General features: G+C 73.9%; 11 protein-coding genes. 6 read left to right on the forward strand and 5 right to left on the reverse strand.

Going from position 1 to position 12,782, the window contains the following annotated elements:
- Positions 1–266: 266 nt before the first annotated feature.
- From AB0C78_RS05395 to AB0C78_RS05405, 3 genes are all read left to right on the forward strand, one after another.
- Positions 267–1,259, forward strand: coding sequence for a hypothetical protein (locus tag AB0C78_RS05395; RefSeq protein WP_360742009.1), 993 nt, complete (start codon positions 267–269; stop codon positions 1,257–1,259).
- Positions 1,253–2,083, forward strand: a complete 831-nt coding sequence (locus AB0C78_RS05400) for a MauE/DoxX family redox-associated membrane protein (RefSeq protein ID WP_192809050.1) — start codon at positions 1,253–1,255, stop codon at positions 2,081–2,083. Before AB0C78_RS05395 ends, AB0C78_RS05400 begins: the two co-directional genes overlap by 7 nt.
- 67 nt (positions 2,084–2,150) lie before the next feature.
- A complete protein-coding gene (locus AB0C78_RS05405; RefSeq protein WP_360742013.1) occupies positions 2,151–5,444 on the forward strand; it encodes a S41 family peptidase in 3,294 nt (1,097 codons plus the stop codon).
- 58 nt (positions 5,445–5,502) lie between these two features.
- Here the strand turns inward: AB0C78_RS05405 and AB0C78_RS05410 are convergent, their stop codons facing one another.
- Positions 5,503–5,886, reverse strand: coding sequence for a hypothetical protein (locus AB0C78_RS05410; RefSeq protein WP_360742016.1), 384 nt, complete (start codon positions 5,884–5,886; stop codon positions 5,503–5,505).
- A gap of 290 nt (positions 5,887–6,176) precedes the next feature.
- Positions 6,177–7,373 (reverse strand): ATP-binding protein, encoded by a 1,197-nt coding sequence (locus AB0C78_RS05415; RefSeq protein ID WP_151543375.1) that lies wholly within the window; start codon positions 7,371–7,373, stop codon positions 6,177–6,179.
- A 315-nt stretch (positions 7,374–7,688) separates the two neighbouring features.
- Here AB0C78_RS05415 and AB0C78_RS05420 point away from each other — a divergent pair, with 315 nt between their 5' ends.
- Positions 7,689–8,396: a hypothetical protein gene (locus AB0C78_RS05420; RefSeq protein WP_360742020.1), complete on the forward strand. Its 708-nt coding sequence runs from the start codon at positions 7,689–7,691 to the stop codon at positions 8,394–8,396.
- Positions 8,397–8,406: 10 nt separating this feature from the next.
- Here the strand turns inward: AB0C78_RS05420 and AB0C78_RS05425 are convergent, their stop codons facing one another.
- On the reverse strand, positions 8,407–9,273 hold the full coding sequence (locus AB0C78_RS05425) for a class I SAM-dependent methyltransferase (protein ID WP_360742023.1): 867 nt from the start codon (positions 9,271–9,273) through the stop codon (positions 8,407–8,409).
- A 141-nt stretch (positions 9,274–9,414) separates the two neighbouring features.
- Between AB0C78_RS05425 and AB0C78_RS05430 the strand changes: the two genes are divergently transcribed.
- Both AB0C78_RS05430 and AB0C78_RS05435 read left to right on the forward strand, forming a co-directional pair.
- Positions 9,415–9,894, forward strand: a complete 480-nt coding sequence (locus AB0C78_RS05430; RefSeq protein WP_360742026.1) for a macro domain-containing protein — start codon at positions 9,415–9,417, stop codon at positions 9,892–9,894.
- 104 nt (positions 9,895–9,998) lie between these two features.
- Positions 9,999–11,177, forward strand: coding sequence for a serine hydrolase domain-containing protein (locus tag AB0C78_RS05435; RefSeq protein ID WP_360742029.1), 1,179 nt, complete (start codon positions 9,999–10,001; stop codon positions 11,175–11,177).
- Here AB0C78_RS05435 and AB0C78_RS05440 read toward each other — a convergent pair.
- On the reverse strand, positions 11,164–12,414 hold the full coding sequence (locus AB0C78_RS05440) for a sigma-70 family RNA polymerase sigma factor (protein WP_360742032.1): 1,251 nt from the start codon (positions 12,412–12,414) through the stop codon (positions 11,164–11,166). The two genes, AB0C78_RS05435 and AB0C78_RS05440, sit on opposite strands and share 14 nt — an antisense overlap.
- The gene (locus AB0C78_RS05445) at positions 12,411–12,755 is read right to left on the reverse strand and encodes a YciI family protein (RefSeq protein ID WP_360742035.1); all 345 of its coding nucleotides are present in this window, start codon (positions 12,753–12,755) and stop codon (positions 12,411–12,413) included. Before AB0C78_RS05445 ends, AB0C78_RS05440 begins: the two co-directional genes overlap by 4 nt.
- Between the last annotated feature and the right edge of the window lie 27 nt (positions 12,756–12,782).

A 12,782-nucleotide genomic window follows, 5' to 3' on the forward strand; every position in this document is an offset into this window, starting at 1 on the left:
GGGGTCGCGGAGCCGGCGAGCCAGTCGATCTTGGCCGTGCCGGTTCCCGGTACAGTTGACGATCTCAGGTTGATCGTAATTCCGGTCCTACTTAAAGTACATATCCGGGTCAACCAGTTAATAATCCTCATCCGAGGTCGATTGAACATCTCCCGTCGATCGACTTATCGCGACAAATCCGTCGACAGCGCGTGCACCGCGCGTGACTCTTGACTCGCCGTCCTAACAGACGTCACGCCCCGTGAAGTTCGAGCCGGAGTGCCGCCATGCCGCTACCCCACCGCCGTGGAGCCAGGCGCCGCCGTCTCCGGGAGGCCGTGCTCGGCGCGTCCCCGGAGACCGGTGCCGGCCTCCCGGAGAACGCCGCCCGGCCGCTCGGCGCGCTGTCCGGGACGATCCTGGACGCCAGCCCGCACCTGCTGGTGCTGGACGCCGACGGCGCCGAGCTGCGGCTCGCGATGAGCGGGGACACGACCGTGTGGCACGGCGGGCGCGGGGGCCTCGCCGCGCTGCGCCCGGGGCGCGAGGCGATCGTGAGGCCGAAGGCCGGCGGGCCGGGCGTCGACCGGATCTGGGTCGACGCCGACCGGGTCGCCGGCACCCTGCTGGCGTGCGGGCGGGACGCCTGGGAGGTGGACATGGGACCCCATCGCGGCCGCGCCCATGTGGCGATCCCCCCGCACGCCCTCCAGCAGGTGCTGGTCCGGCACCCGCGGCTGGAGCCCGGCTACCTCGTCGACGTGATCTGCGTGCGCTCCCCCGGCGGGCCGCAGGCGGTGCGCCCGGGCACGTCGCAGCCGGGCTACCGGGCCGACGACCTGGCCGGGCCGGAGGCGTCCGAGCCCGCGCCGGCGGTGCTGCGCGGGACGGCGACCTGGTTCGCGCGGCCCCCGGCGCCGCGCGGCGCGGCGTACCCGGCGGTCGATCCGGAGGGCGACGGCGGCGGGTGCGCGGACGCCCCGTCCGGCTGCGTCGCGTTCCCGTACCTGTCGATCGGCAGCGAGATCACGGTGCACAACGAGTGCAGCGGGCGCGCGGGGCGCGTCCCGGTGGTGGAGTGCGGCTGCGCGGCGGCCCGGTTCTGCGACCGGTGCGTGGAGTGCGGGGCGTCGCCGCGCGGCCGGATCGTGGAGCTGACCCCGGAGACGTTCGTGGGGCTCGGCGGCGATCTGGAGACCGGGTGCTTCAACGTGCTCGCGCGGCCGGACGTCCCGGCCATCGGTTTCGGCGGCGCCGCGGAGGAGGGCTCGTCATGGTGACGTTCCAGAACACGCAGGTCCTGCTGCTGGCGATGGTGCTGCTGGCGGCCTGCCTGGCGAAGCTGACGATCCGCGAGCGGGTGGCGGACGCGCCCGACCACGTGCACGGGGTGCCGGTCCCGGCCGGGCTCGCGGGGCTGACGGCGCTGCGCCGCAGCCGCGGGCTGAACGTCGGGCTCGGGCTCGGCGAGGGGCTGCTCGGGCTGGCGCTGCTGGTGACCTCCCAGTTCTCCGTGCGGCTGGCGACGACGCTGGCGTTCGCGGCGGCGACCTGGGTGGTGGGGGAGCTGCGCGTGCGGCGGCCGGACGCGGGGTGCGGCTGCTTCGGCGGCCTCAGCGCCAAGCGGGTCGGCCGCCGCAGCGTGGCGCGCGCGCTGCTGTTCACCGGCGCGGGCATAGCGTCGCTGGGCGCGCCCATGGCGGGCCTGGACGTTCTGCGGGACGAGCACACGCAGGTCGGTCCGGTGCTGATCCTGGAGCTGGCGCTGTTCGCGGCGCTGTCCCCCGAGCTGCCGGAGCTGCTGGACAGGCGGTCCCGCGCGCGCGGGCTGGGGCGTCCGGAGACGCCGTGCGAGCGGCGCCGCAGCCCCCTGGCGGAGACGTATGCGGCGCTCTATGACAGCGCCGCATGGGTGGAGCACGAGAACGCCGTGGCCAGCGCGGTCCCGCTGGACGTGTGGCGCGAGGGCTGCTGGCGGTTCGTCGTCTACCCGGCCCGCGTCGACGGGCAGGACCTGGAGGTCGTGTTCGCGGTGTCGACGGCCGAACGGGGCCGGACCGTCCGGGCGGCGCTCGTCCCGGCACCGGTGACGACCTCCGTCTAACCGAGTATTGGACACGTCCAAGAATGCCGTAGAGATTCCTCGCGGGGAGAGCGGGCACTGACCGCGCGTGGGGGGAAACGGCGGCGGCTACCTGCGCTTCCCGTCGATCCGCGGGGACGACGTCGTCTTCGTGTGCGAGGACGACCTGTGGACGGTCCCCGCGTCCGGCGGCCGGGCCTACCGGCTGACGGCCGGGGTCGCGGCGGCCGCCTACCCGCGGCTGTCCCCGGACGGGCGACTGCTGGCGTTCGTCGGGCGCGAGGAGGGCCCCGCCGAGGTGTACGTGATGCCGGCCGCGGGCGGCGCGGCGCGCCGGCTGACGTTCCACGGGACGTCCTGCACGATCACCGGCTGGGACCCGGACGGACGGATCGTCTATGCGTCCGATGTCCGGCGCCCGTTCCGCGGCTACCAGTGGTTGTACGCGATCGATCCGTCCGGCAGCGGGATTCCGGCCGAGCTGCCGTACGGGCCCGCGAGCAGCGTCACGTACGGGCCGGACGGCGCGGTCGTCATCGGCCGCAACACCGCCGACCCGGCGCGGTGGAAGCGGTACCGGGGCGGCACCGCCGGCGACCTGTGGATCGCCCCCGGCGGCTCCGGCGGTTCCGGCGGTTCTGACGGTTCCGGCGACGCCGGGGACTTCCGGCGGCTGATCGAGCTGGACGGGAACCTCGCCGCGCCCTGCCGGGTCGGCGGCCGGATCTACTTCCTGTCCGACCACGAGGGCGTCGGGAACGTCTACTCGTGCCTGCCCGACGGCTCCGGCCTGCGCAGGCACACCCATCACGAGGACTACTACGCCCGCAATCTCGCCGACGACGGCCGCCGGCTCGTCTACCACGCCGCCGCCGACCTGTACGTCCTCGACCCGGACGACGCCGCCGGCCCCCGCCGGATCGACGTGCGGCTCGGCAGCTCGCGCACGCAGCGGAACCGGCGTTTCGTGCCCGCCGCCGAGTACCTCGACACGGTCACGGTGAACTCGGCGGGCGACGGCCTGGCGATCACCACGCGCGGCAAGGCGTACTCGTTCGCGGCCTGGGAGGGGCCCGTCCGCCAGCACGGGCGGCAGGACGGCGTCCGGTACCGGCTGCTGACCTGGTTCAACGACGACCGGCGGCTGATCGCGGCCGCGTCCGGCGAGGACGGCCGGGAGCGCCTCGTCGTGCTGACGGCGTCCGGCGCCCGGGACGCGGCGCACGCCGAGACGTCCGGGGACGTCGGCCGGGTGCTGGAGCTGGCGCCGTCGCCGGCCGCGGACCGGTTCGCGTTCACCAACCACCGAAACGAGCTGTACCTGCTCGAACCGGACGGCGACGGCCCGCTGGAGCCGGTGCCGCTCGACGTCAGCCCGTACGGCGCGATCACCGGCCTGGCCTGGTCGCCCGGCGGCGAGTGGCTCGCCTACGCCTGCCCGACGTCCGCGCAGACGACCGCGATCAAGGTGTGCAACGCCGAGACGGGCCTCGTCGCGCCGGTCACCCGGCCCGTCCTGCACGACCGCGCCCCCGCCTGGGACCCGGAGGGCCGGTACCTGTACTTCATCGGGCAGCGCGTGTTCGACCCGGTGTCCGACACGCTCCAGTTCGACCGGGGGTTCCCGCTCGGCGCCCGCCCGTACGCGATCACGCTGCGGAAGGACGTGCCGTCGCCGTTCGCGGCGGCGCCGCGTCCGGTGACCGGCGAGACCGCCCCTTCGCCCGGCGAGGCGAGCCTCGCCGAGGGGTCGGACGCGCGGGACGTCACCGGCCCCGGCCGTCTCGGCGCGAGCGTCGCGGCCTCGACACGGCTCCCGATCGACTTCGTCGGGATCGAGCGGCGGGTCGTCGCGTTCCCCGTCGCGGAGGGCCGCTACGGGCGGATCGCCGGGATCAAGGGCCAGGCGCTGTACTCGGTGTTCCCGGTGAAGGGCGGCCGCGGCGACGACCCGCCGCTCGGCCGCGTCGACGCGTTCGACTTCGCGGCACGGCAGGCCCGGACGCGGCTGCGCGACGTCGGCGACTTCTGGCTCGCCCGCGACGGCGCCACGCTGCTCTACCGGTCCCGGTCACGGTTGCGGCTGGTCACGGCGGGCCGCGAGCAGCCCCCGGACGACCGGCCGGGCCGCCGCAGCGGCTGGATCGACCTCGACCGCGTCAAGGTGTCGGTGTCCCCGGCGACCGAATGGCGGCAGATGCTCCGCGAGACGTGGGTGCTGCAGCGCGAGCACTTCTGGGACGAGGACATGGCGGGCATCGACTGGGACGCCGTGTACCGCCGCTACCTCCCCCTTGTCGACAAAGTGACAACTCGTGGGGAGTTCTCCGACCTGCTGTGGGAGATGCAGGGCGAGCTCGGCACGTCCCACGCCTACGAGATCGGCGGCGAGTACCGCAGCCGCCCCGTCTACGCCCAGGGTTTCCTCGGCGTCGACTGGGCCGTCCGCGACGGCCGGTTCGTGCTCGCGCACATCATCGAGGGCGATCCGTGGGACCCCGCCGCCACGTCCCCGCTGAACCGTCCGGGCATCGACGTCCGGCCCGGCGACGCGGTCGTCGCGATCAACGGCGAGCCCGTCGCGCCCGGCGGCGTCGTCCCCGGCGAGCGGCTGGTCAACCTGGCCGGCGAGGAGGTGCTGCTGACGATCCGGCGCGGCGACGCCGCCCCCTTCACCGTCGCCGTGACGACGCTCGCCGACGAGCGTCCCGGCCGGTACCGCGACTGGGTCGCCGCGAACCGCGCCCTCGTGCACGAGCGGACCGGCGGGCGCGCCGGCTACCTGCACGTCCCCGACATGGGCGCGGACGGGTTCGCCGAGTTCCACCGCGGCTTCCTCGCCGAGTACGACCGCGAGGCGCTGATCGTCGACGTCCGGTTCAACGGCGGCGGCAACGTGTCCGGGCTGCTGCTGCAGAAGCTCGCGCGCCGCCGGATCGGCTACAACTTCCCGCGCTGGGGCGTCCCGATGCCGTACCCGCGCGAGTCGCCGCGCGGCCCGATGGTCGCGATCACCAACGAGCGGACCGGCTCGGACGGCGACCTGTTCAGCCACGCGTTCAAGCTGCTCGGCCTCGGCCCCCTCATCGGCCGCCGGACGTGGGGCGGCGTCGTCGGCATCCGGCCCCGGCACCGCCTCGCCGACGGCACCGTCACCACGCAGCCGGAGTTCTCGTTCGCCTTCGACGACGTCGGCTGGCGCGTCGAGAACTACGGCACCGACCCCGACATCGAGGTGGACGTCACGCCGCAGGACCACGCGAACGGCACCGACGCCCAGCTCGTCCGGGCGATCGACGAGGCGCTCGGGCTGCTCGGCCGGTTCCCACCGCACACGCCCGACCCGTCCACCCGCCCGGTGTTCAAGGCGGGCGGCGCCTGAGGCCCGAGCCGGGGTCCGAAGCGGGGGTCCGAGCCGGGGTCCGGGGCCCCGGCTCGCGTCACCAGTTCTCGCCGGTCTCGTCGTCGCGGTCGTGGAGGTCGTCGAGCTGGTTGCCGTACAGCTCGTCCTCGTCGTCCTGGCGGCGCGGGCGGTGGCTCGTCATGTCCTCGTCGTGCATGCCGCCCATGTCGGCGGAGTACTCGTCGTCCTCGCCGAACCCGTGGCCGCCGCCCTCGAAGCCGGGCTCGTCCTGGTAGCCGTGCGGGCCGGGCCCGTAGCCCTGGCCGCCCTGCTCCTGCCGCATCGACGGCTCGTCGGTGCCCCGCGACTCCGACGATCCCATCGACGAGCTCATCTCGTCGCCGCGCTCGTAGGCGTCCTCCTCGCGCGTCGAGTACAGGTCGTCCGGGTCCTGGCCCCGGTAGCGGTCCTGCTCGTCCATCGTGATCCCCCCGACATCGGCCTTTCGCGCTCGGTCCGGCGCATCGGCCCCCATACCCAGATAACTCCGTGTAACAACCGCGATGCCGGACAACACCCTCTGCATCTCTATAGAGAGACCTAGGAAAAAAGCTAGAAAGCCTTAGAGAAACCTCGGAAGGGAAGGCAGGAGAATCTACGGCTTTCTAGCGTGCTTGCTAGAAAGCCGAATAGACACCGGACGGCGCGGTCCGATGCGGCTTTATAACGGCTTCTAGCATCCAGGCTAGAAACCCGTAGAGAACTGTCGGGTCAGGCGGGCTGGGAGCGGAGGAACTTGCCGAAGTGCGGGACCGTGAACGCGACCATGCCGCGCTCCGCGCTGTAGATCAGGCCCTTCTTGATCAGGCCGTCGCGGGCGGGCGACAGGCTGGACGGCTTGCGGCCCAGCTCGTCGGCGACCGCCGCCGTCGGCACCGGATCGTCGCCGAGCATCGCCATCGCGCGCATGTAGTCGCGCTCGGCGGGCGTCGCCCGCTCGTAGCGGCTGCCGAAGAAGCCCACGGCTAGCTCGCTCTCGGCCTCCGGCGCGGCGACCCGGATGTCCTCGGCGGTGATCGGGGTGTCGGGCGCGACGTCCCAGACGACCTTCGCGTACGCCTGCACGAAGTAGGGGTAGCCGTCGGCCGCGCCGTACAGCGCGTCGAGGGCGTCCTTGGTGAAGGTGACCTCCTCCCGCTCGGCGGGCGCGAGGAGCGCGACGTCGGCGGACTCGCGGTCGAGCCGGTCGATGCGCGCGTACCGGAACAGCCGCTCGGAGTAGGACTTGCTCGCCGACAGCACGGCGGGCAGGTGCGGCAGGCCCGCGCCGACCACGATCAGCGGGCCGCCGATCTGCGACAGCTCGTGGCACGCGGCGCACAGCGCGGACACGTCGTCGGCGGGCACGTCCTGCATCTCGTCGACGAACAGCGCGATGCCGGCGCCGACGTCGGTGGCGACGGACGCGGCGTCCACGAACAGCTCGGTGAGGTCGATCTCCAGGTCGCCGGAGTCGGCGCGGCCGCGCGAGGCGGGCACGTCGATCCCGGGCTGCCAGCGGTGCGCCCGCGCCTTCGCCTTGGTGCCGGACGGCTCCGGACCGGCCTGCGCGAACGCCTTCAGCACGCCGAGGAACGCCTCGATCCGGTCGGGTGCGCGGTGCCGGGGCGCGAGCTCCCGCACCGCCATGTGCAGCGCGGACGCGACGGGCCGCCGGATCGACTGGTCGGGCCGCGCCTCGATCTTGCCGGTGCCCCACAGCTTCTGGATCGCCATCGACCGGAACGCGTTGAGCAGCACGGTCTTGCCGACGCCGCGCAGCCCGGTGATGATCATGCTGCGCTCGGGGCGGCCCCGGGCGACCCGTTCCAGCACCACCTCGAACTGCCTCAGCTCGCGGTCGCGGCCGGCCAGCTCCGGGGGGCGCTGCCCGGCGCCAGGGGCATAGGGATTGCGCACGGGGTCCACGCTCTCGGACTCTATGAGGCGATATAGCTGCGGCCGTAGATTTGGGTAGAAACCGCTGCGGCGTGTCGCGCGCTCGTGCCGCCGGCCGTGCGCGGTGCGGTTGAGAGGTGCGGTGCGGTTGAGAGGTGGGGCCGCCGTCGCCACCATGTCGCCTCCCGGGCGAGCGGGTCGAACAAGTCGAACTTCTGTTCGACTCATTCGAACACAGTAGCGCACGCCTCCCGCCCCGTCATCCGAACCCGCTGACTCCCCCGCTTTCCCTCGCGGCGCCGCGCTCGATCGAACCCGTGGCCCCGCCCGCACGTCGAAATCGGCATGTTCGCGGCAGACAGCGCACTCGGACGCCCCTCGCTCACGGCCCCCTCAGCCCTGCACCCGGGCCTCGCCGGCTCCACCGGCGTGTTCATCGCCTTCGTCGTCCTGGCGGTGGTGGTCATCGTGTGGTCGGCCGTCCGCAGCCGCCGGCAGATGAGGGAGCTGCGCGAGCACATCGCCGCGTGCGGCTGGCGGCCCGTCGAGCGCGACGAGTCGATGCCCCGTCCCGTCGCGTCGGCCGTGCGGTCCAGGCGGACGAAGCTGGCGGTCGCGGCCGAGGAGCCGTACCCGCTGTGGCTGGTCTGGCACCGGTGGACGGAAAGCCAGGGCACCGGCGACAACCGCAGGACCACGACCCACGACCTGACCCGCTACTTCCTCCTTCCCAGTGGCGGATACCGGGACGTGGAGGTCGTGAAGCGCACCGCGATCGGCGGGTTCTTCATGCCGGTCCGCGGCGTCGGCACCGGCGACGCGGCGTTCGACAAGAGGTTCCTGATCCGGGGGCTCGGCGAGCAGCAGGCGGTGCGGCTGCTCACGCCCGCGCTGCGCGCGGCGATGCTCGCCGGCGAGGTGCCGGCGTGGGAGATCTCCGGCGGCGTGCTGATCTCCGCGTACACCGACGCGCCGTCCATCGGCACCTTCCAGCCGCGGGCGGACGCGCTCGTCACCCTGGCCGGCATGCTGACCGACCCCACCACCGCCTAGCCCCAGCGCTTCACCGGGTTCGGCGGGCGGCCCAGACGGCGCGCTCGGTGCGGACCGCCAGGTCGTCGCGGTGCAGGACGCCGCCGGGGCCGCCGGTGTCGAGCAGCCGGTCGAGCGCGGCGAGGTCCTCGGACGCGAGCTCGTCCGCGACGGCGTCCCGGATGCGGCGCAGGCTGCTCAGGGCGTAGCGGCCGACCGCCTCGTCGCGCGAGCCGTCGATGTCCACGGTCAGGACGCGTTCGCCCGCGAGCGCGAAGCCGGCGGCGGTCAGCAGCGGCCCCCAGTCGGCGCCGCGGTAGGGCATCTGCTCGGCGGTGAGACGGTCGGCGACGGCATGGAGGCGTTCTTCCAGGCCCGGCCGGTCCGGCGGGGCGTCGTCCGGGAGGAAGCGCGGGAAACCGGCCAGTTCCACGACGGCGAACAGGCCGCCCGGCGCGAGCAGGTCGTGGACCTTGCGCAGCGCGCGCTCCGGGTCGGCCATGTGGTGCATCGAGGCCGACGCCCACACCAGGTCCGGCGTGCCGAGGTCGGGCCAGTCGGCGTCGAGGTCCGCCTGGACGGCGCGCACGCGCTCGGCCATCCCGCGCTCGCGGGCCTTCTCCCGCAGGCGGTCGAGGTGCTCGGCCGAGGAGTCGACGGCGGTGACGCCGGCCTCCGGATACCGGGTGAGCAGCGCGAACGTCCCGGCCCCGGTGCCGCAGCCCAGGTCCACGATCCGGCCGGGGCTCCCTTCGACGGGCAGCCAGGCGATGATGTCGGCGATGTGCTCGGCCAGGACGTCCGCGCCGAGATCGAGCATCTCGGCCTGGTCGTCGTCACCGTGGTGATGCCCGTGGTGGTGGCCGTGGTGCCCGGCGTGCGGCGGTGAATCGCTCATGGCGCCACACTAGAAGCGGAGTGCCTGCGCTGCTCCTTCCGCAGCGACCCCGCACCGAAGTGGAGACCGTTTCCCGGCCCGGCCCTGCCGTTTCGTCAGTGCACCCGGATTTCGTCGGTGCGCCCGGATACCGTCGCGATCATGGCGCGGATCCGGTACCTCAAGGGCGACGCGACCTCGCCCCAGGCCAAGGGGCCGAAGGTCATCGCGCACATCTGCAACGACCGCGGCGGCTGGGGCAGGGGCTTCGTGGAGGCGGTGTCGCGGCGCTGGCCCGAGCCGGAGGCCGCCTACCGCCGCTGGCACCGCGGCCGCGCCGGCAACGACTTCGGGCTCGGCGCCGTCCAGATCGTCCAGGTCAAGCCGGACGTGTGGGTCGCGAACATGATCGGGCAGCACGGCCTCAAGACGAGCCGCAGCTCCGGCCCGCCGGTCCGCTACGAGGCGGTGCGGGAGTGCCTGCGCCGGCTCGCCGCCGAGGCCGCCGAACTCGGCGCGAGCGTCCACATGCCCCGGATCGGCTGCGGCCTCGCCGGCGGGCGCTGGGACCGCGTCGAACCCCTCGTCGCCGCGGAACTCGCGGATCACGGCGTCCCCGTCACGGTCTACGACACGGACTGATCCTCGGCCCCCGGCGCCACGCGGACGTTGGCTCTCGCGGGTGAGGCGCGTCCGGCACCGCGGTTCCTAGCGTGATGACTCCGACGATCAAGAAGGAGCATCACGTGATCCGGAACAGGCGTGCAGCGGGCGGCGCACTCGCCATCGGCCTGGCGGTCGGCATGCTGGCGGGCACCGGCGTGCCCGCGCACAGCGCCACGGCCGCCGCCGGGGCCGGGGCCGGGGCCGCCGACCGCAGCGGGTTGCCCGCGATCCTGGAACGGCTGACCACGGACGACGGCGCGCCCGGCGCGCTCCTCGAAGTCCGCGACCGGGACGGCGGCACCGTGCTGACCAGCGGTGTCGGCGACGTGCGGAACCGCACGCCCGTCCCCCGCGACAGCCGTTTCCGGATCGGCAGCGTGACCAAGACGTTCGTGGCGACGGTCGTGCTCCAGCTCGTGGGCGAGCATCGCGTCGTCCTGGACGCACCGGTGGAGCGCTACCTGCCCGGCGTCATCCGCGGGCACGGCAACGACGGGCGGCGCATCACCGTCCGGCAGCTGCTCCAGCACACCAGCGGCCTGCCCGACTACCTCGACTACGTCACCCCGCAGGACGTCCTCAAGGACCCGCTCGCCCACCACGACCTCCGCGCCATGGTGGACGTCGCGCTCGCCCATCACCGGGTGTTCAAGCCCGGCCGCGAATGGAAGTACTCCAACACGAACTACCTGGTGGCGGGCCTGCTCATCGAGAACGTCACCGGCCGCCCGTACGGTGAGGAGATCGGTCGGCGCATCATCGGGCCGCTCGGCCTGCACGCGACGTCCGTGCCCGGCGACGACCCGGCGATCCCCGGGCCGCATCCCCGCGGGTACGTGCGGCCGGGCGAGGGCGCGCCGCTGATGGACGTCACCGAGCTCAACCCGACGGTCGCGGGCCCCGGCGGCGGGATGGTCTCCAGCGCGTCCGACCTGGGCCGGTTCATGGGCGCACTGCTCGACGGCCGGCTCCTGGCCCCGGCGCAGCTGCGGGAGATGATGAGGACGCGTCCGACCGGCAACGCCGACGGCCGCGCCTACGGTCTCGGCCTGGAGAGCAGGCCGCTGCCCTGCGGCGGCCTCTACTGGGGCCACACCGGCGACATGCTGGGATTCGAGACCGTGACCGGCGCGACGAGCGGCGGCAGGCAGGCGACGGTCATGGTGAACCTCGACCCCGGCGGCTCGGACGCGCAGGACGCCGACATGGAGACCGCCGTCCAGACCGCCCTGTGCGAGCCGCAGGTCAGCGGCCGGTGAGCCCGGCGAGCCTGCGCTCGAACGTGGCCCGCTCCGGTTCATTGCCGGCGAGCGCGACGGCGGCCCGGTAGGCGTCGGCCGCCTCGCCGGTCCGGCCGAGGCGGCCCAGCAGGTCGGCCCGCGCCGCGTGGAACAGGTGGTAGCGGCGCAGTTCAGGGGCACCGGACAGGTCGTCCATGAGGGCGAGCCCGGCGCCGGGGCCGTCGCGCATGGCGACCGCCACAGCGCGGTTCAGCGCGACGAGCGGGGACGGCTCGATCCGGAGCAGCACGTCGTACAGCGCGACGATCTGCGGCCAGTCGGTGCCGTCGAAGCAGTCCGCCTCGTCGTGCAGCGCCGCGATCGCCGCCTGTACCGCGTACGGCCCGACACTGGGCCCCGTCAGCGCCGGGACGACGAGCCGCTGCCCTTCGGCGATGAGGTCGGCGTCCCACAGCGCGCGGTCCTGGTCTTCGAGGAGCACCTGGTCCCCGGCCGCGTCGACCCTCGCCGGACGCCGCGCGTCGGTGAGGAGCAGCAGCGCGAGGAGCCCCGTCACCTCTCGCTCTTCGGGCAGCAGCCCGTGCAGGATCCGGGCGAGCCGGACGGCCTCGTCGGCCAGCCCGGGACGCAGCAGATCGTCGCCGAAGGTCGCGGCGTATCCCTCGGTGAAGACCAGGTAGACGGCCCGGAGGACGCCCGGCAGCCGGGCCGGCAACTCGTCCGGCCCCGGCACCCGGAACGGGATGCGCGCGTCGCGGATCTTGCGTTTCGCGCGGACGATCCGCTGCGCCATCGTCGCGGGCGGCACCAGGAACGCGCGGGCCACCTCCGGCGTCGTCAGGCCCGCGAGGAAGCGCAGCATCAGCGCGGTCCGCGCCTCCTCCGGCAGCGCGGGATGGCAGCAGGTGAAGAACAGCCGCAGCCGCTCGTCCGGAATGTCGTCGAAGCCGGGCTCCGCCGGGGACGCGGCGGACCGCTCGCCCTCCGCCCGCAGCGCCGCCAGCCGCGCCGCGTGCGCCCGGTCCCGGCGGATCCGGTCGAGCGCCTTGCGGCGGGCCACCGTCAGCAGCCACGCCAGCGGCTTGTCGGGCACCCCGTCGACCGGCCACCGCTGCAGCGCCGTCTCCATCGCGTCGGAGACGACCTCCTCCGCCAGGTCGAGGTCGCCGAACCGGGCGGCGAGCAGGGCGAGCAGCCGGCCCCGGTCCTCGCGGAACACCGCCTCCACGGAGCGGGCCGCCCGCCCCCCGCTCACGACGCGTCCGGCTCCCACACCGTGCGGACCTCGACGGTGCCGTACCGCGCCCCGGGACACCGGGCCGCCCAGTCCAGCGCCGCGTCCAGGTCGGGCACGTCGATCAGGTAGTAGCCGCCGACGATCTCCCGGGTCTCGGCGAACGGCCCGTCCGTCACGACGCGCTCCCCGTCCGCGCGGACGTGCACGGTCGTCCCGGTGCCGAGGTCCAGCGCGTTCCCGTCGACCTTCACCCCGGCGTCGGTGACGGCCTTGTCGTACGCCATGAACTCCTCGACGCTCGGCTCCCCGGCCGACGGCTCCCCGGGCGACCGGGTGTTGATCAGCAGCAGATACTTCACCGCGCGCTCCTTTCCCATTGAATGGTT

This window comes from Actinomadura sp. NPDC048394 (genome assembly GCF_040651755.1).
Lineage (GTDB): Bacteria > Actinomycetota > Actinomycetes > Streptosporangiales > Streptosporangiaceae > Spirillospora > Spirillospora montaniterrae.